The sequence below is a fragment of the Enterobacter sp. KB-221C9 genome, assembly GCF_041320715.1.
GTDB lineage: Bacteria > Pseudomonadota > Gammaproteobacteria > Enterobacterales > Enterobacteriaceae > Enterobacter > Enterobacter asburiae_D.
This window is the reverse complement of the sequence record NZ_JBGIWG010000002.1, coordinates 77,275-96,288: the sequence shown is the minus strand read 5'-3', so window position 1 is coordinate 96,288 and position 19,014 is coordinate 77,275. Positions and strand designations below refer to the sequence as shown.

The window sequence follows — 19,014 nt, the reverse complement described above, 5'->3', positions numbered from 1 at the left end:
AGTCATCATGGAAATGGATCTGAACAATCGCCTGACCGAAGACGAAACGCTCGAGCAGGCCTATGACATTTTTCTCGAACTGGCGGTTGATAACCTCGATCCCGCAGACGTGATCCTCTTTAATCTGCAGTTCGAAGAGCGCGGCGGCGCTGAATTGTTCGACCCTTCAGAAGACTGGGCTGAGCATGTGGATTTCGACCTTAATCCTGACTTCTTTGCCGAAGTGGTGATTGGGCTGGCCGATGAAGACGGCGGCGAAATTAACGATATCTTCGCGCGCGTCCTGCTGTGTCGTGAGAAAGACCATAAGCTGTGCCATATACTCTGGCGCGAATAATAAAAAAGGCTGCGATTGCAGCCTTTTTTATTTACTCCGGCAATTCACTGCCGCAGCGGTAACAAAACCGCGCGCTGTGTTCATGTTCGCCCTGCTGGCAATGAGGACACTTGCGCTGCTGCTTGCGGCTCTGAAATGCACTGCTCATGTGTGTGGTAATCAGTCCTGTCGGGATCGCAATCACCGAATAGCCAATCAAAATCAGCACTGACGCAACGATACGCCCCAGCGGCGTATGGGGCGTGATATCTCCGTAGCCCACGGTAGTGACGGTTACAATCGCCCAGTAGACGGACGCATTCAGCGTCGTAAAGCCATATTTGGGCCCTTCTATTAAATACATCAGCGCGCCAAAAACAATCATGACGATGGCAATAAACGAATAGAACAGAATTAGCTGATGCCGGGCGCTGACGATCGCACTCCAGAATATGCGCAGTGACGGCATAAAACGCAGTAATTTCAGAATACGTAATACCCGAATCACGCGCATCGCTCGCCAGGCAAAGACATAGCTCAGACTAATCTCCGGCCAAAGCCACATCACGTAGAGCGGCAGGATGGTGGCTAAATCGATAAATCCCCAGAAGCTGAAAACATATCTGGCCGGGTTGGGCCAGGCTATTACCCGGAGGAGATATTCGGCGGTGAAGACCAGGGTAATCGCCAGCTCAAGCCAGACAAAGATATGCCATTCGTCAAACGTCAGGTGGTATTGCGTCCCGGCACCCGATTCAATAAAGATGACAACCACGCTGAGGAGCGCAAATAAACCGCAAAGACCTTCGAAGCGTCGCCCGGAAACCGTTTCAGGATCGAATAAAAAATGATATAGCCGCCGACGGGCTGACGTGAATAAACGCGACACAGTAACCTCGCAAAAAATAAGGGCTGACATCATGTCAGCCCTTGCGATTATAACGGGTCTACTTTCAGGCAGGAAACCGCATGTCGGAAACTGCCTTCGAGAACCGGTCGCGTTTTTGCACATTCCGGCCCGGCCATCGGACAGCGCGTGCGGAAGACGCAGCCCGACGGCGGGTTAATCGGTGAGGGTAATTCCCCTTCCAGAAGCTGGATGGTTTTATTTTTCTCCAGATCGGGATCGGGGATCGGCACCGCGGACATCAGCGCTCTGGTGTATGGGTGCAATGGATTATGGTACACCTCGTCATAGGTGCCCAGCTCCACGGCATGACCCAGGTACATCACCAGCACGCGGTCAGAGATGTGTTTCACCACGGCCAGGTCATGCGCGATGAAGATCAGCGACAGCCCCATTTCACGCTGCAGTTTCTGCAGCAGGTTAACCACCTGCGCCTGGATGGAGACGTCCAGCGCGGAAACCGGCTCATCGCAGATAATCAGCTTCGGTTCGAGGATCAGCGCACGGGCAATACCAATACGCTGGCACTGACCGCCGGAGAATTCATGCGGATAGCGGTTGATGAGGTTAGGCAGCAGGCCGACTTTCATCATCATCGCCTTAACGCGATCGCGCACTTCCTGACGAGACATCTTCGGATGATAGGTCCGCAGCGGCTCGGCAATAATCTCGCCGATGGTCATACGCGGGTTAAGTGATGCCAGCGGATCCTGGAAAATCATCTGGATATCGCTGCGCACCGCGCGCCACTCGTCGGGTTTCATGCCCAGCAGATCTTTGCCCAGCCAGGCCACTTTTCCGTCGGTAGCTTTTACCAGACCGATAATGGCTCGCGCGAAGGTCGATTTACCGCAGCCGGACTCTCCGACCACGCCCAGGGTTTCCCCTTCGTACAGGCGCAGCGTGACGCCATCCACCGCTTTCAGGGTCTTCGGCGGCTGCCAGAACCACTGTTTGCCGTCTTTGATATCGAAATGCACTTTAAGGTCAGCGATTTCGAGCAGCACGTTGCGTTTTTCATCTAATGCGTTCATACCAGCTCCTCCTGCGGCTTAAAGCAGGCGCGCAGACGGCCTGGTGCAAACTCTTCCAGCGGCGGAGCGCTGTTGCAGATTTCCATCGCGTGCGGGCAGCGCGGCTGGAACGGGCAGCCTTTCGGCAGACGCAGCAGGTTTGGCGGGTTGCCCGGAATCGTGAGCAGAGATTCCCCTTCCGCATCCAGACGCGGTACCGCATTCAACAGACCAATCGAGTACGGGTGCGCAGGCTGATAGAAGACATCGCGCGCTTTGCCGTATTCCATGGTACGACCGGCGTACATCACCAGCACTTTGTCACAGATGCCCGCCACCACGCCCAGGTCGTGGGTGATCATGATAATCGCCGTGTTGAACTCACGCTTCAGCTCGTTCAGCAGGGTCATGATTTGCGCCTGAACGGTAACGTCCAGCGCGGTGGTAGGTTCATCGGCAATCAGCAGCTTTGGCCGGCACAGCAGCGCCATCGCAATCATCACGCGCTGACGCATACCGCCAGAAAACTCGTGCGGGAACATGCGCATACGCTTACGCGCCTCCGGCATTTTCACCGCATCCAGCATTTTGACCGACTCTTCAAAGGCTTCCGCTTTGCCCAGGCCTTTGTGCAACATCAGGACTTCCATCAGCTGCTCGCCGACGCGCATGTACGGGTTCAGCGAGGTCATCGGATCCTGGAAAATCATCGAGATCTGTTCGGCACGCAGCTTGTTCAGCTCGTTTTCCGGCAGATTGAGGATTTCACGACCGTTGAATTTAGCGGAGCCTCCAATCACACCGTTAGAGGCCAGCAGGCCCATCAGCGCAAAGGCAGTCTGGGATTTTCCGGAGCCGGACTCCCCCACGATCCCCAGCGTTTCACCCGCGCGCAGGTTGAAGTTGAGATCGTTGACGGCGGTAACATCCCCGTCCGGCGTTTTAAAGGTCACGCGGAGGTCTTTCACATCCAGCAGAAGATTGTTCTGCTGTTGCACCTGTGGCGCAGTGGCCGTTTCAATAATTGTCATGACGGCGCTCCTTAACGGTCTTTCGGGTCGAGGGCATCACGCAGGCCATCGCCGATAAAGTTAAAACAAAACAGGGTGACGACCAAGAAACCCGCCGGATAAAGCAGCAGCCACGGTGAAACTTCCATCGAGTTTGCGCCATCGCTCAGCAGCGCGCCCCAGCTGCTCAGTGGCTCTTGTGTACCGAGACCAAGGAAGCTCAGGAAAGATTCAAACAGGATCATGCTTGGCACCAGCAGTGAGGCATAGACCACCACCACGCCCAGCACGTTAGGAACGATATGGCGAACCACGATATTCCCGGTAGATACACCGCCTACCTGCGCGGCTTCGATAAACTCTTTGCGTTTGAGGCTCAGCGTCTGGCCGCGAACGATACGCGCCATATCCAGCCAGGACACCATCCCGATGGCCACGAAGATCAGCAGGATATTCTGGCCGAAGAAGGTCACCAGCAGGATGACGAAGAACATGAACGGGAAGGAGTTCAGGATTTCCAGCAGACGCATCATTACCGAGTCTATTTTGCCGCCAAGATAGCCGGAAAGTGAGCCGTAGAGCGTACCCACGATCACCGCCACCAGCGCGGCAGCAATACCGACCATCAGCGAGATACGGCCACCGATAGCGACACGCACCAGCAGGTCGCGTCCCGAGGAGTCCGTGCCGAAATAGTGGCCTGATTCCATATCCGGCGCGCTGGACATCATGCCCCAGTCGGTGTCGAAATAGGTAAATTGCGACAGCATCGGCGCCAGGGTCACAAACAGCGCGATGATCACCAGAACAACCAGACTGGCAACCGCTGCACGGTTGTGCATAAAGCGACGGCGCGCGTCCTGCCAGAGGCTACGACCTTCTACTTCCAGTTTTTCACTGAAGTTTTCCAGCGCCTCGCTGTTTTTCTTACTCAACATCATGGCGTGCTCCAGCGTTAGTAACGAATTTTCGGGTCGATGACGGCATACAGCACATCGACGATTGCGTTAAAGAGAATGGTCAGCGCACCGACGAGAATCGTCAGGCTCAGTACCAGCGAATAGTCGCGGTTGAGCGCGCCGTTAACGAACAGCTGACCAATGCCAGGCAGACCGTAGATTGTTTCGATAACCATAGAGCCGGTTATGATCCCGACGAATGCCGGCCCCATGTAGGAGAGCACGGGCAACAGCGCCGGCTTGAGCGCGTGGCGGAAGATAATCCGACGCATAGGCAGCCCTTTCGCGCGCGCGGTACGAATGAAGTTCGAGTGCAACACTTCGATCATTGAACCACGGGTGATACGCGCGATACTGGCGATGTACGCCAGAGATAATGCAACCATCGGCAAAATCATGAACTTCAATGCCCCGCCGTTCCAGCCGCCGCCAGGCAGCCACTTCAGCGTGATGGCAAATATCATCACCAGTAATGGCGCGACAACGAAGCTGGGTATTACTACCCCGGTCATTGCCACCCCCATTACGGCATAATCCCATTTGGTATTTTGTCTGAGCGCGGCGATAACGCCTGCGGTGACCCCGAAAACGATGGCCAGAATGAATGCCGCAGCACCCAACTTAGCCGAAACCGGGAAGCTGGACGCGACCAGGTCGTTAACGGAATAGTCTTTATATTTAAATGACGGTCCAAAATCGCCGTGAGCCAATTGCTTCAGATAATTGAAGTACTGGGTGGAGATAGGATCGTTCAAGTGGTATTTCGCTTCGATATTCGCCATGACTTCAGGCGGCAGCGTACGCTCACCGGTAAATGGACTTCCCGGCGCAAGGCGCATCATGAAGAAGGAAATCGTGATGAGAATAAATAGCGTTGGAATCGCTTCAAGACAGCGACGTAGGATAAATTTCAACATTGCCCGTACCTTCTGGCGTGTGCCTATATTATGTGACGTTGGTTAGACACCGTGGGGCGAGCACGCCCGCCCCACTCATTGCCATTAATGCTTGATAATATACAAGTTTTTAACGTAGATATTATCCATCGGGTCTTTACCGGTATACCCACCTACCCACGGTTTCACCAGACGGGCGTTAACGTAGTAGTAAACCGGAACGATCGCGGAATCTTTATCCAGCTGCTGCTCGGCTTGAGAGTACAGTTCTTTACGCTGCGCTTCGTCAGTGGTTTTCAGCGTGTCGCCAATCAGCTTGTCGAACGCCGGGCTCTTATAGTGAGCGGTGTTGTTCGAGCTGTCGCTCAGCATGGTGTTCAGGAAGGAGGTCGGTTCGTTATAGTCCGCGCACCAGCCAGCACGCGCCACGTCAAAGGTGCCCTGATGACGGCTGTCTAGGAAGGTTTTCCACTCCTGGTTCTCAAGCTTCACGTTAGCGCCCAGGTTCTTTTTCCAGATCGAGGCGACGGCGATAGCCAGTTTTTTGTGCAGATCGGAGGTGTTGTACAGCAGGCTGAAGGTCAGCGGCTTATCTGCGGTGTAGCCCGCTTCGGCCAGCAATTTCTTCGCTTCGGCGTTACGCTGTTCCTGAGTCTGTTTGAACCAGTCTGGCTCGGTCAGTTTTGCGCCATCGGTGTATGGAGGGGTATAGCTGTACGCCGGCAGGTCGCCCTGGTTTTTCACTTTGTTCACGATGATATCGCGATCCAGTGCCAGCTTCAGCGCAGTACGTACACGTACGTCGGTGAACGGTGCTTTCTGGTTGTTGATTTCGTAGTAGTAGGTGCACAGGTACGGATCGACGTGAACTTCTTTAGGGATCTCTTTTTTCAGTTTCTGGAACAGTTCAATCGGCATGTTGTTATAGGTCATGTCGATTTCACCGCTGCGGTAGCGGTTAACGTCAGTCACTTCGGACGAAATTGGCAGATAGGTCACCTGGTCAATCACGGTTTTCGCGTTATCCCAATACTGCGGGTTACGGTCAAGCACCATACGTTCGTTGACCACCCAGTCTTTCAGCTTATAGGCACCGTTGGTTACGATGTTGGCAGGCTGCGTCCATTTTTCACCAAATTTTTCCACGGCAGATTTTGGAACCGGGGAGACGGACGGGTGAACCAGCAGCTTATAGAAGTACGGAACAGGTTCGCTCAACGTCACTTCGAAGGTATTGGCATCGATCGCTTTTACGCCCAGATCGGTGATCGGTTTTTTGCCCGCGATGATGTCATCAATATTGGCGATGTGGCCATATTGCAGGTAGCTCGCATACGGAGAGGCGGTCGTTGGATTCGCCAGACGCTGCCAGCTATAAACGAAATCTTCGGCTGTAACCGGTGTACCGTCGGACCATTTCGCATCTTTACGCAGATGGAAGGTCCAGACTTTGAAATCTTTGTTTTCCCATTTTTCTGCCACACCCGGCGCCGGGTGGCCGTCTACGTCTGTCACCAGCAGGCCTTCGAACAGGTCGCGGTTAACGTTAGACTCAGGAACACCTTCAATTTTATGCGGGTCGAGAGACTGAACTTCCGCACCGTTGTTACGCACCAGCGTCTGCTTCTCCGCCAGTTGAACACCTGCAGGAACGTCCGCAGCCATTGCAGCGTTGCCCGCGATTAGCGCAGTTAAAATCCCCGCCGCTACCAGATTTTTTTTTGTGATGATGGACATTGTGTTGGTACTCCACTCATTATAATGACTGGCCTTCGCCAGCTGTGTAATCCCCTGTTGGGGCCTGTACAGCGCAGGAGTTTTTTTTGCTGCTGTCAGGTTCTTCTTTTACTGCTTGCTATCACCGACTTTTTTATTACTGACCGCTCGTATGGCCGTCTTGCGTCGATTCTTTACAGGCCTCCCCTGTTTGAGACCTGCGCTGGATATCTGAGAAGAGAACCATATGAAAATAATTCTCATCTGCTTGTTTTATGCTGCAAAATATTAGGCCGGAAAGTATCAAATGGCGTAAACGCGCGCCAATACATTTTGCAAATTTGTTAAGCAATTCTCTTTTACGGTGAGTACCGCATCGTTGAGGGCAGCCCTGCCGGACATCGAACACCGCTTAAAAAGCATGGCATTCAACAAGATAGAGAAATTTTTCTCTACAAGCGCGTCGCTGCGCTATCATCGAGTGATTTTGTACAAAAATTTAACAACTGGTTATTATTTAGCACATTCATCTAGGGGAATGTTGAAATTACTAATATCATTTCGGTTATCTCTCAGCAAGCCCCAGACTATCATGTGAGTAAAATAACAGAGCGATCGCAGGTTTTCTGCGCAGGCGGGTTTTAAGGGAATTAATAACTTGTTGAAATACAAGCAATGAACATTATTAGTAGAATTTATTATGATATGTGAGCATTTCAACTTTAGTTATAGGATTTACTGATAATGACGTAAAAAAAAACGGAGCCGTCGCTCCGTTCTTTCATACGAAATATCAGTGCAGCAAACCGGGGAAGATGCTTTTAATCCCCGTCACGATGAATTCAATCCCTAATGCCATCAACAGCAGGCCCATGATACGCGTTATGACGTTAATGCCCGTCTGTCCCAACAGGCGCACCAGCCAGGGTGCCATGCGGAATACGCCCCAACAGCAGAGCGCGAAAAGCGCAATGGCGACGGAAAAACCAATCAGGTGCATCAGACTATGGTAACGCGTGCCCCAGACAATAGTTGAACTGATGGCACCGGGGCCAGCCATGAGCGGTAAGGCCAGCGGCACCACGCCAATACTTTCGCGGATGGCGGTTTCTGACTTCTCCTGCTTGTTCTGTTTATCCTCGCCCAGCTTACCGCTGATCATGGACATGGCGATGGTCACGACCAGGATCCCACCCGCAATGCGGAAAGAGTCGATCGAGATCCCGAAGAGCTGGAGAATGGCGTCACCCAGAAAAAGGGAGGTGAGCAATATGATAGCCACTGACAGGTTAGCGGTGAGGTTGGTCTTATTCCTGGCCGCCGCCGTCTGGTAACTCGTCATACTAATGAAGACAGGAATGATCCCCACCGGGTTGACCAGGGCAAACAAACCAATAAAAAATTTAAAATACGTTGGAAAATCAAAGAGCGTTTGGATCACGTTTTGCTCCGCTTATACACATGCCCGGGACTGACAATTTGTCATGAGAAATCGCGCTGAAGATACCCTTTTTATCCGCATACTTCACTTGAAATCTGTACCAAAACTTTATCATTTCAGGATGTTAAACATATGTATAATCAATGATAGTGCCGCTTCCAATACTTACGTAATTATTTAACACTGGAAAAATCAGCACAAAATAACCCTGCTGAAAGGTATCAGCTTGGGAGAAAATTGACACAGATCATAATTTTCGTACTCAGAAGTGAGTAATCTTGGTTACGCCCCCAGGGAGATCGCCTGACAAAAAGGGATGATGCTAAGGTAAGGCTCTTTTAGTAAATTAGTGTGCTGACGCAGAAAGTAACTCTTTGTTTTACTTTGTGTTACGCAAGTCGTATCGGCTCTGTCTATACTGTGTGACGTATCGAGCGCTGGTTTACTAAAAGAGTTTAAACATTATCAGGAGAGCATTATGGCTGTTACTAATATCGCTGAACTGAACGCACTCGTCGAGCGCGTTAAAAAAGCCCAGCGTGAATATGCCAATTTCACCCAAGAACAGGTTGATAAAATCTTCCGCGCGGCCGCACTGGCTGCTGCAGATGCTCGAATCCCTCTCGCTAAAATGGCCGTTGCCGAATCCGGCATGGGTATCGTGGAAGATAAAGTGATCAAAAACCACTTTGCTTCCGAGTATATCTACAACGCCTATAAAGATGAGAAAACCTGTGGCGTGCTGTCCGAAGACGACACCTTCGGTACCATCACCATCGCTGAACCTATCGGCATCATCTGCGGTATTGTTCCGACTACTAACCCAACGTCTACTGCTATCTTCAAATCACTGATTAGCCTGAAGACCCGTAACGCAATCATCTTCTCACCACACCCACGTGCGAAAGACGCGACTAACAAAGCTGCGGATATTGTCCTGCAGGCGGCGATCGCTGCTGGCGCACCAAAAGATCTGATTGGCTGGATCGACCAACCTTCCGTTGAGCTCTCCAATGCCCTGATGCATCACCCGGACATTAACCTGATCCTGGCGACCGGTGGTCCTGGCATGGTTAAAGCTGCATACAGCTCCGGTAAACCAGCCATCGGTGTGGGCGCAGGTAACACCCCTGTTGTTATCGACGAAACCGCTGACATCAAACGTGCCGTTGCGTCTGTACTGATGTCTAAAACCTTCGATAACGGCGTGATCTGTGCATCTGAACAGTCTGTTGTTGTTGTCGATTCCGTGTACGACGCCGTTCGCGAACGTTTCGCCAGCCACGGCGGCTACATGCTGCAGGGCAAAGAGCTGAAAGCGGTTCAGGACATCATCCTGAAAAATGGCGCGCTGAACGCCGCTATCGTGGGTCAGCCAGCGTACAAAATTGCTGAACTCGCAGGCTTTACCGTTCCGGCGACAACCAAAATCCTGATCGGTGAAGTGAAAGTTGTCGACGAAAGCGAGCCGTTTGCACACGAAAAACTGTCTCCAACGCTTGCAATGTACCGTGCGAAAGATTTCGAAGACGCGGTAGAGAAAGCCGAGAAGCTGGTTGCCATGGGCGGTATCGGCCACACGTCTTGTCTGTACACCGACCAGGATAACCAGCCAGAACGTGTTGCTCACTTCGGTCAGATGATGAAAACTGCACGTATCCTGATTAACACCCCTGCTTCTCAGGGTGGTATCGGTGACCTGTATAACTTTAAACTCGCACCTTCCCTGACTCTGGGTTGTGGTTCCTGGGGTGGTAACTCCATCTCTGAAAACGTTGGTCCAAAACACCTGATCAACAAGAAAACCGTTGCTAAGCGAGCTGAAAACATGTTGTGGCACAAACTTCCGAAATCTATCTACTTCCGCCGTGGCTCACTGCCAATCGCGCTGGATGAAGTGATTACTGATGGCCACAAACGTGCGCTCATCGTGACTGACCGTTTCCTGTTCAACAACGGCTACGCTGACCAGATCACCTCTGTGCTGAAAGCGTCTGGCGTTGAGACTGAAGTGTTCTTTGAAGTTGAAGCTGACCCTACCCTGAGCGTTGTGCGTAAAGGTGCTGAGCTGGCTAACTCCTTCAAACCAGATGTGATTATCGCACTGGGCGGTGGTTCCCCAATGGACGCCGCGAAAATCATGTGGGTCATGTACGAGCATCCTGAAACCCACTTCGAAGAACTGGCGCTGCGCTTTATGGACATCCGTAAACGTATCTACAAGTTCCCGAAAATGGGCGTAAAAGCGAAAATGATCGCGGTAACCACCACTTCCGGTACCGGTTCAGAAGTGACACCATTCGCGGTAGTAACAGACGATGCAACAGGCCAGAAATACCCACTGGCTGACTATGCACTGACCCCAGACATGGCTATCGTTGATGCGAACCTGGTCATGGAAATGCCGAAATCACTGTGTGCGTTCGGTGGTCTGGATGCGGTAACTCACGCCCTGGAAGCCTACGTTTCTGTACTGGCGTCTGAGTTCTCTGACGGTCAGGCTCTGCAGGCTCTGAAATTGCTGAAAGAAAACCTGCCAGCGTCCTACAACGAAGGGTCTAAAAACCCGGTAGCACGTGAACGCGTTCACAGTGCAGCAACCATCGCCGGTATCGCGTTTGCGAACGCCTTCCTGGGTGTTTGCCACTCTATGGCGCACAAGCTGGGTTCTCAGTTCCACATTCCTCACGGTCTGGCGAACGCCCTGTTGATCAGCAACGTTATCCGTTATAACGCTAACGACAACCCAACCAAGCAGACTGCTTTCAGCCAGTACGACCGTCCGCAAGCACGTCGTCGTTATGCTGAAATCGCAGACCACCTTGGTCTGAGCGCACCGGGCGACCGTACTGCTGCGAAGATTGAGAAACTGCTGGCATGGCTGGAAAGCCTGAAAGCTGAACTGGGTATTCCAAAATCTATCCGTGAAGCGGGCGTTCAGGAAGCTGACTTCCTCGCTCACGTAGACAAGCTGTCTGAAGATGCATTCGATGATCAGTGTACTGGTGCTAACCCGCGCTACCCACTGATCTCCGAACTGAAACAGATTCTTCTGGATACCTTCTACGGTCGTGAGTTCAAAGAAAATGACGTTGCCGCTGTGAAAACAGAAGTTCCTGTCATCAAAGCTGACAAGAAAGCGAAGAAAAGCGCTTAACTGACAGCAAACGAAAAACCCGCCTTTATGGCGGGTTTTTTTATGTCTGAATAACAAGGCTAACGTTATATTCTGTCGTCGTGTTGAATCGCGCTTAGCGAGCCTACAGACAGCGCTTCTTTATAATGCTTACGACATACCGATACATAGCGCTCATTGCCGCCTATCACCACCTGCTCACCATCTGCATAAGGTTTTCCGGCCTGGTCGAGACGAAGCACCATACTGGCTTTGCGACCGCAGAAGCAGATCGTTTTTAGCTCAACGAGTTTATCCGACCAGGCAAGCAAATACTGACTCCCGGCAAAGAGCTCACCGCGGAAATCCGTACGCAGACCGTAACAAAGCACCGGGATATCGAGCTCATCAACCACCTCGGAAAGGGCGTGAACCTGTTCACGCGTCAGAAACTGGCTCTCATCTACCAGGACACAGTGAATGGGCCGATCAGCATGTTCTGCGCGAATGTCTTCAAACAGATCGGTTTTCGGGTTAAACAGCCTGGCAGGCGACGAGAGCCCTATTCTGGAACTCACCTTCCCTGCGCCAAAGCGATCGTCAATTTCAGCCGTATAAACAACGCTACGCATCCCGCGTTCCTGGTAATTGTATGAGGATTGCAGCAACGCGGTGGATTTACCGGCATTCATCGCCGAATAGTAGAAATAAAGTTGTGCCATTGGCCGTAAAACCCTAATCAATGTGTAATATTCCCGATGAGTCATTGTACCATATTTTGTCAGGTCATCAGCGATACAGCGCACAGAGGACGCGGTCCAGCGCGGAGTTCAGAACCTTCTGTTTTCGAAAATAATCCGTTAAAACATGAAGTAAACGCATTCAGCAAGGCCAATATGTTATAAGTTCAGCCAAACATAACACTTCTTTTTATAGTGGAATCACCGTTCATTAAAATTCACTATTTATTAACTATTTCAGACTTAACATCACGGCTGGGAACTAATACAAAAGGCTGATATTTATCCGCCGCAACTATAATTCCTGCGGTAAATGTCACAAAAAAAAGATGCAATCGACCGGGTTAAGCAGGTTTACGTGATAACAAGCGAGACTGTCGGGTGATGAAATTTAAGTTAGCGTAATTAATAATAGCGGCATTATTTAGTATTTTTTGAATTCCTTACATTCCTGGCTATTGCACATCTGAATTTATGGCTCTATTATTAGGACAACAAACCACCCCCCATTATAAGTTTGAGATTACTACAATGAGCGAAGCACTTAAAATTCTGAACAACATCCGTACTCTTCGTGCGCAGGCAAGAGAATGCACCCTCGAAACGCTTGAAGAAATGCTGGAAAAATTAGAAGTTGTAGTTAATGAACGTCGCGAAGAAGAAAGCGCTGCTGCTGCTGAAATCGAAGAGCGTACTCGTAAACTGCAGCAATATCGTGAAATGCTGATTGCTGATGGTATCGATCCAAATGAATTGCTGAACAGCATCGCTGCAGCTAAAACCGGTACCAAAGCCAAGCGTGCTGCTCGTCCTGCTAAATATAGCTACGTTGACGAGAACGGCGAAACTAAAACCTGGACTGGCCAGGGTCGTACTCCTGCTGTTATCAAGAAAGCCATGGATGAGCAAGGTAAACAGCTGGATGATTTCCTGATCAAGGATTAATCACCCCACATTCAGAAAAATCCCGCGTAACGCGGGATTTTTTTTAACCAAAATTTGTCGCAAACATCCCCTTACACTCTGTCATAAAGCGTTATTTGGCTATTTCACAACGCTTACAACCATGCTGATTGCGGGGGGTTTTTGGCATAAAAAAACCGGTGGGCAGCGCCTCACCGGTTTCGAACATTTGCAGCCGTGGCTTATTTCTTAATACCTGCGTTCTCTTTGAGCCAGGTTTTAAATTCTTCACCAAGGGTATTGTGGCGAATACCATATTCAACAAACGCCTGCATATAACCGAGCTTATTACCGCAGTCGTGGCTCTTACCTTTCATATGGTAAGCCTCAACGGTCTCTTTCTCGATCAGCATATCGATGGCATCCGTCAGCTGGATCTCATCACCTGCTCCTGGAGGCGTTTTCGCCAGCAGAGGCCAGATTTCAGCGCTTAGGACATAGCGACCTACAACGGCGAGGTTTGAAGGCGCTACGTCGGCTTTAGGCTTCTCTACCACGCCAACCATTGGCACGCTTTCGCCCGGCTCAAGGTTAACGCCTTTGCAGTCAACCACACCGTATGCCGTCACGTCTTCAACAGGCTCAACCATGATCTGGCTGCTGCCGGTTTCGTCAAAACGTTTGATCATCTCAGCCAGGTTATCCTGAGAAAGATCGGATTCGTATTCGTCCAGAATAACGTCTGGCAGAATTACCGCTACAGGCTCATCACCCACAACAGGATGTGCACACATAACAGCGTGGCCCAGACCTTTAGCCAGGCCCTGACGAACCTGCATAATGGTGACGTGTGGAGGGCAAATAGACTGAACTTCTTCTAACAGCTGACGCTTAACACGTTTTTCCAGCATGGCTTCAAGTTCAAAGCTTGTATCGAAATGGTTTTCGATAGAGTTCTTTGATGAATGCGTAACCAGCACAATTTCAGTGATGCCGGCAGCGATACATTCATTAACGACATACTGAATTAATGGCTTATCAACCAGAGGCAGCATCTCTTTAGGAATCGCCTTAGTTGCTGGTAACATCCTGGTCCCCAATCCCGCTACCGGGATGACGGCCTTTCTGACTTTCGAATTTAGGGCAGCCATTCAAATTCTCCTGAGCTGTTCAAGTTTTGAACTTTTATGCAATAAATAACGCGTTGAGTATATCAGCCTCGCCCCGCAGTCCGGGTCTGAAAAGAACGCGTTGCCGATCAATTAGGATAAATACGCATGAAACTGGGCAGCGATAGTAGCACTCCCCGTAAAACACAGGTAAAGCAATCTTAAAATTAAGATCCGATTGCTTATTCTGTGGACAACATTAGGCGTAGCCGTCCCCCGGCACCCCAAATTTGGCACTGCCAGGAGGAACAGCGGTGGCTAATTTGATTAAGATACGCCGTTCCCAATGTCCCAAGCGGCACACCGTTACTCACCTGAATATGGTGTTCACCGGTATTCAGTGAAGCGTTGAGACCTGCTGAAACCAGAATCAGATTCTTTAAACCGCTGTGGTAATAGCCGACCAGCAGCGGGAACTGTCCGGGCAAATTGGCCTGCCGAAAAAGCTGGTTAACCTGTTTGAGTAAACTGCCCAGCTCCGGCAGCCGTTGCCCCTGATGCGATAACTGTTCCTGCAGCAAACCATTAAATAGCGCGCGAAGAAGTAACGCGGCTAATACGCCATTATCCCCCGCCCTGGTGACATCCAGAGAATAAAATGCAAGGTCGGAATCAGATAGCGGTGCGATATCCAGCACCAGTCCTGGCTGATCGGCCGCCACCAGCTGGCGATAATTTACGCGACAGTGTGAAATAGTCTGCTGTACGGGCGGCTGGAGTTCTTGCAACAGTTTCGCTGCGGCAGGTGGATTACTCACCAGAGCATCCCAGTCCTGGAAAAGACGCTCCTCTTCCTCTACCCGGGAATTAAACATATTCGGATATAGGCACGCTAAAACCGTTTCTCGCAGCCGGTTAAGATCCTTGACCGGTTTAAGCAGAATATCCTGCACCCCAAGACGTAATGCTTTGGCGATATCCGCCATATTCTCTGTGGCAGAGATCACCAGAATCGGCGTCTGATTGCCTTCGTTGCGCAGATGTTCAACCAGCTTCAGCCCATTCATGCGCGGCATCGCAATGTCGCAAATCATCAAATCGGGCGTAATGCTGATCATTTTTTCCAGAGCGTCGATGCCATCTTCAGCCAGTGAAGTGATTGCTCCCAGCGAGGATAACCACGAATCCAGTAGCGATCGGAAAACGGGCTCGTCTTCAACAATCAAAATGTGTTTTCCGGCCAATGGCTGCGTCATGGTTCCTCCCCTGGCTGACAGTAACTAAATAGTGGCATGCGATCGGCACTATCGCCTGTCAGATTTTGCTGAAGTAATCAAAAAAAGGTGCTTAACGTGCTGCTCGCACAAAAGGCAACAATTCGTCCATTTTCTTTTCGACGGCTAACGAGCCCGCTGCGATGGCGGCCTCAGCCCGATGGAAATCAAGGGTAGATATTTGCGGACAGTAAGGCTGAATAAGAATATCTGGCGGGTCGCCTGCCATACGATTGCGCTTAAGGCGATTCTCCAGTACCTGGATTGACGTGGTCATGATTTCTATTGCCGTCGGCGCGGCAACCGAGCGACGTGCGGCCATACGCCCGATTCTTCCTCGCAGGCGTTCATGCCAGGCCAGTTTCTCGCCTTCGGCATCTTCGCTCTGGAGATTGACCGGCATGAGGTCCTGTTGCATCAGGTGGGCGTCGTGCTGCAGGTCGACGGCAATCACGATATCCGCTCCCATAGCACGGGTCAGAGAGATGGGGACCGGGTTCACGACGCCACCGTCGACCAGCCAGTAGCCGTTGTGTGGGACAGGTGCCATGAGCCCCGGCATACTGCAGGAGGCACGCACCGCAAGGTGAATATCCCCTTCGGTTAGCCAGAGTTCGCGTCCTGTGCTGAGGTTCGTCGCGACGGCGCCGAAAGGCATCTGACAATCCGTGAAGTCTTCGAGAGGCATAACCTGGCGGAACTGGTTAAAGACGCGCTCTCCGCGCAGCAGCCCGCCACGCTGCCACGAGAGGTCCATCAGACGCAGCACGTCCCAGTAGCTGAAGGCGCGCACCCAGGTCTCGAGTTCCGGAAGCTTCCCGCACGCGTAAGCGGAGCCGACAAGCGATCCGATTGAACACCCTGCGACGATATCAACGTCAATGCCCATCTTGTTTAAGGCATTAATTACGCCGATGTGTGACCATCCCCGGGCGGCACCTGAACCCAGCGCCAGCCCAATTTTAACCTTTCTCATTAGTCCTGTTTTACTTCCCCTGGATTCCTGACATAGCGTCAACGCAACGCCTCAGTTAACATAGTGCTACCCGAAGCGTTTTACGCCTTTATATTTTGTTCCAGGAAGAGAATCGTGTCTCAACTCTGCCCCTGTGGTAGCGCTCTGGAGTATAGCCTATGTTGCCAGCGATATCTGTCTGGCGATCAGGTTGCACCAGACCCGTCACACCTTATGCGTTCACGTTACACTGCTTTTGTGATCAAAGACGCAGACTATCTGATTAAAACCTGGCATCCCTCCTGCCGCGCTGCCGAATTCAGACAGGACATCGAAGCCGGGTTTACGAACACGCAGTGGCTCGGCCTCACCGTCTATGAATCCTCAACAGGCAGTCATGTTGATGAAGGTTACGTCAGCTTTGTTGCCCGCTTTACCGAGAATAATAAACCTGGTGCCATTATCGAGCGTTCCCGGTTCTTAAAGGAAAGCGGGCAGTGGTATTATATTGACGGAACGCGCCCGCAGTTTGGTCGTAACGATCCCTGCCCTTGTGGTTCAGGTAAAAAATTTAAAAAGTGTTGCGGGCAGTAACGCCTGACAACCCAGATTTCGCAAATACAAACAGGATTTCCCGGCGATGCAATCATTACAACGTAAAGTTCTGCGCACCATCTGTCCCGATCAAAAAGGGCTGATCGCACGAATTACCAACATTTGCTACAAACATGAACTGAATATCGTGCAGAACAACGAGTTCGTTGACCACCGTACCGGCCGTTTCTTTATGCGTACCGAGCTGGAAGGTATTTTCAACGACACCACCCTGCTTGCCGATCTGGACAGCGCGCTGCCGGAAGGTTCCGTGCGCGAGTTAACCCCAGCAGGCCGACGCCGCGTTGTGATTCTGGTGACCAAAGAAGCACACTGCCTGGGCGACCTGCTGATGAAAGCAAACTACGGCGGTCTGGATGTCGAAATTGCTGCCGTCATCGGCAATCACGAGACGCTGCGCACGCTGGTCGAGCGTTTTGATATTCCGTTCGAGCTGGTGAGCCACGAAGGCCATACCCGTGAAGAACACGACGATCTGATGGCACAGGCCATTGAAGCGCATAATCCGGACTACGTTGTGCTGGCGAAATACATGCGCGTGTTGACGCCCTCCTTCGTGGCGCGTTTCCCGAACAAGATCATCAACATTCACCACTCGTTCCTGCCGGCCTTTATCGGTGCTCGCCCATATCATCAGGCGTACGAGCGCGGCGTGAAGATCATCGGTGCGACCGCGCACTACGTGAACGACAACCTCGACGAAGGCCCAATCATTATGCAGGACGTGATTCATGTGGACCACACCTACACCGCCGAGGATATGATGCGTGCCGGACGTGACGTCGAGAAGAACGTGCTTAGCCGTGCGCTGTATCAGGTGCTGGCGCAGCGGGTCTTCGTGTACGGCAACAGAACCATCATTCTTTAATCTTTCGGAAAATGAATTGATTAGCTTTGCGCCTTTACGGATAAAAAGCAGGCAAACAACTTCATTTCCCTAAAGGAATGCTTTACAGGGGCGTCTCATTTGATATGATGCGCCCCGCTTCCAGCAGGAAGCAGGCCAGTTAAAAGCATTACCCCGTGGTGGGGTTCCCGAGCGGCCAAAGGGAGCAGACTGTAAATCTGCCGTCATCGACTTCGAAGGTTCGAATCCTTCCCCCACCACCATCTCTCAGCACGACCTCAAAATTTGAATTACCCCTGGTGGGGTTCCCGAGCGGCCAAAGGGAGCAGACTGTAAATCTGCCGTCATCGACTTCGAAGGTTCGAATCCTTCCCCCACCACCATCACTTCCAAATAACTCCAAACCTTCTGTTCGCACCAGGCATCAGGCATTTCCGTCACGGGGAAGGATGAGAAGCTTCGACTAAGGTTCGATTCGAGCGTAGCGAGAAAGCGTTGCCGCAGGCAACGACCCGAAGGGCGAGGCGCAACGCGCCGAGTAATCCTTCCCCCACCACCATCACTTCCCGAATAATCCAAAAAAATCATTATAAAACTGAACCGAATCCGTCGTTTTAGGCCGGGTAAGGCGCAGCCGCCACCCGGCGACAGAAACCTACATCGGTGGCAACCGTCTCTTCACCGGCGAACTTTTCACAATCGACGTATTACACTGGGCATGATCTGCCAGGCCGTCCAGCAACGCATCCAGTTGCTCTATCGACCGCACCACCAGCCTAATCACAAAGCAATCTTCCCCGGTGACCTTGTCGCTCTCAATACACTCCGGCATCGCCTGAATGTACTTATCCACCTTATGCAACAGCCCCGGCAAAGGCCGCACGCGCACCAGCGCCTGCAGCGTATACCCCAGCGCCGCCAGATTCACCCGTGCGCCATACCCCTGAACCACACCGCGCTCTTCCAGCCTTTTCAGGCGTTCTGCCGTGCTGGGTGAAGTCAGACCGATGCGTCCGCTGAGCACCTTCAAAGACATGCGCGCATCCTCGACCAGGCAGGCTAAAATTTGTCGATCGATATCATCGAGAAGGTATTCCATCGCTTTTACCTAATTTTAAAAAGCCATTAACGTATTCAACCTTATCTCACCTCTGTAAAACCCGACAGCAATTTTCGACAATAGCGTCACTAATCAGGA

At 51.5% G+C, this 19,014-nt stretch carries 17 protein-coding genes, 2 tRNA genes and 1 other RNA gene; 8 read left to right on the top strand and 12 right to left on the bottom strand.

The annotated features are described in order from the left end of the window. Positions 1-7 precede the first annotated feature (7 nt). Positions 8-337: an HI1450 family dsDNA-mimic protein gene (locus tag AB8846_RS02530; protein WP_006810881.1), complete on the top strand. Its 330-nt coding sequence runs from the start codon at positions 8-10 to the stop codon at positions 335-337. Between the two features lie 31 nt (positions 338-368). Here the strand turns inward: AB8846_RS02530 and AB8846_RS02525 are convergent, their stop codons facing one another. The 7 genes from AB8846_RS02525 to AB8846_RS02495 all read right to left on the bottom strand — a co-directional run bounded on the left by AB8846_RS02525 (position 369) and on the right by AB8846_RS02495 (position 8,258). Next, a complete protein-coding gene (locus AB8846_RS02525) occupies positions 369-1,238 on the bottom strand; it encodes an ion transporter (protein WP_063143903.1) in 870 nt (289 codons plus the stop codon). A 14-nt stretch (positions 1,239-1,252) separates the two neighbouring features. Then, positions 1,253-2,257, bottom strand: coding sequence for a murein tripeptide/oligopeptide ABC transporter ATP-binding protein OppF (oppF, locus tag AB8846_RS02520; RefSeq protein ID WP_023335972.1), 1,005 nt, complete (start codon positions 2,255-2,257; stop codon positions 1,253-1,255). Then, positions 2,254-3,267, bottom strand: coding sequence for an ABC transporter ATP-binding protein (locus AB8846_RS02515; RefSeq protein WP_370731939.1), 1,014 nt, complete (start codon positions 3,265-3,267; stop codon positions 2,254-2,256). Before AB8846_RS02515 ends, oppF begins: the two co-directional genes overlap by 4 nt. Positions 3,268-3,278: 11 nt before the next feature. Then, positions 3,279-4,187 carry an oligopeptide ABC transporter permease OppC gene (oppC, locus tag AB8846_RS02510; RefSeq protein WP_023312096.1) on the bottom strand — a complete coding sequence of 303 codons (909 nt, stop codon included), beginning with the start codon at positions 4,185-4,187 and terminating at the stop codon, positions 3,279-3,281. Positions 4,188-4,201: 14 nt separating this feature from the next. Continuing rightward, positions 4,202-5,122, bottom strand: coding sequence for an oligopeptide ABC transporter permease OppB (gene oppB, locus AB8846_RS02505; protein WP_008502786.1), 921 nt, complete (start codon positions 5,120-5,122; stop codon positions 4,202-4,204). An 84-nt stretch (positions 5,123-5,206) separates the two neighbouring features. Next, a complete protein-coding gene (oppA, locus tag AB8846_RS02500; RefSeq protein ID WP_063143901.1) occupies positions 5,207-6,838 on the bottom strand; it encodes an oligopeptide ABC transporter substrate-binding protein OppA in 1,632 nt (543 codons plus the stop codon). A 772-nt stretch (positions 6,839-7,610) separates the two neighbouring features. After that, positions 7,611-8,258, bottom strand: a complete 648-nt coding sequence (locus AB8846_RS02495; RefSeq protein WP_023312098.1) for a YchE family NAAT transporter — start codon at positions 8,256-8,258, stop codon at positions 7,611-7,613. 478 nt (positions 8,259-8,736) lie between these two features. On the opposite strand from AB8846_RS02495, the gene adhE reads away from it, so the two are divergent. Further along, a complete protein-coding gene (gene adhE / locus AB8846_RS02490; RefSeq protein ID WP_063143900.1) occupies positions 8,737-11,415 on the top strand; it encodes a bifunctional acetaldehyde-CoA/alcohol dehydrogenase in 2,679 nt (892 codons plus the stop codon). Positions 11,416-11,480: 65 nt separating this feature from the next. Here the strand turns inward: adhE and tdk are convergent, their stop codons facing one another. Then, a complete protein-coding gene (tdk, locus tag AB8846_RS02485; protein ID WP_063143899.1) occupies positions 11,481-12,095 on the bottom strand; it encodes a thymidine kinase in 615 nt (204 codons plus the stop codon). Between the two features lie 549 nt (positions 12,096-12,644). On the opposite strand from tdk, the gene hns reads away from it, so the two are divergent. Continuing rightward, positions 12,645-13,058: a histone-like nucleoid-structuring protein H-NS gene (hns, locus tag AB8846_RS02480; RefSeq protein WP_028013434.1), complete on the top strand. Its 414-nt coding sequence runs from the start codon at positions 12,645-12,647 to the stop codon at positions 13,056-13,058. A 200-nt stretch (positions 13,059-13,258) separates the two neighbouring features. On the opposite strand, the gene galU is transcribed toward hns, so the two are convergent. From galU to rssA, 3 genes are all read right to left on the bottom strand, one after another. Further along, a complete protein-coding gene (gene galU / locus AB8846_RS02475) occupies positions 13,259-14,167 on the bottom strand; it encodes a UTP--glucose-1-phosphate uridylyltransferase GalU (protein WP_063143898.1) in 909 nt (302 codons plus the stop codon). Between the two features lie 200 nt (positions 14,168-14,367). Further along, positions 14,368-15,381, bottom strand: coding sequence for a two-component system response regulator RssB (rssB, locus tag AB8846_RS02470; RefSeq protein ID WP_063143897.1), 1,014 nt, complete (start codon positions 15,379-15,381; stop codon positions 14,368-14,370). 91 nt (positions 15,382-15,472) lie between these two features. After that, on the bottom strand, positions 15,473-16,375 hold the full coding sequence (gene rssA / locus AB8846_RS02465; RefSeq protein ID WP_063143896.1) for a patatin-like phospholipase RssA: 903 nt from the start codon (positions 16,373-16,375) through the stop codon (positions 15,473-15,475). A gap of 114 nt (positions 16,376-16,489) precedes the next feature. Here rssA and AB8846_RS02460 point away from each other — a divergent pair, with 114 nt between their 5' ends. The 5 genes from AB8846_RS02460 (at position 16,490) to AB8846_RS02440 (ending at position 18,375) form a co-directional block, all read left to right on the top strand. Continuing rightward, positions 16,490-16,948: a YchJ family protein gene (locus AB8846_RS02460; RefSeq protein ID WP_032642221.1), complete on the top strand. Its 459-nt coding sequence runs from the start codon at positions 16,490-16,492 to the stop codon at positions 16,946-16,948. A 46-nt stretch (positions 16,949-16,994) separates the two neighbouring features. Next, positions 16,995-17,837, top strand: a complete 843-nt coding sequence (gene purU / locus AB8846_RS02455; RefSeq protein WP_023335983.1) for a formyltetrahydrofolate deformylase — start codon at positions 16,995-16,997, stop codon at positions 17,835-17,837. A gap of 157 nt (positions 17,838-17,994) precedes the next feature. Beyond that, a tRNA-Tyr gene (locus tag AB8846_RS02450) sits at positions 17,995-18,079 on the top strand. Positions 18,080-18,114: 35 nt separating this feature from the next. Continuing rightward, a tRNA-Tyr gene (locus tag AB8846_RS02445) sits at positions 18,115-18,199 on the top strand. A 45-nt stretch (positions 18,200-18,244) separates the two neighbouring features. Continuing rightward, a non-coding RNA gene (locus AB8846_RS02440) (RtT sRNA) lies at positions 18,245-18,375 on the top strand. Between the two features lie 96 nt (positions 18,376-18,471). On the opposite strand, the gene AB8846_RS02435 is transcribed toward AB8846_RS02440, so the two are convergent. Beyond that, positions 18,472-18,915 (bottom strand): Lrp/AsnC family transcriptional regulator, encoded by a 444-nt coding sequence (locus AB8846_RS02435; protein ID WP_331412114.1) that lies wholly within the window; start codon positions 18,913-18,915, stop codon positions 18,472-18,474. Between the last annotated feature and the right edge of the window lie 99 nt (positions 18,916-19,014).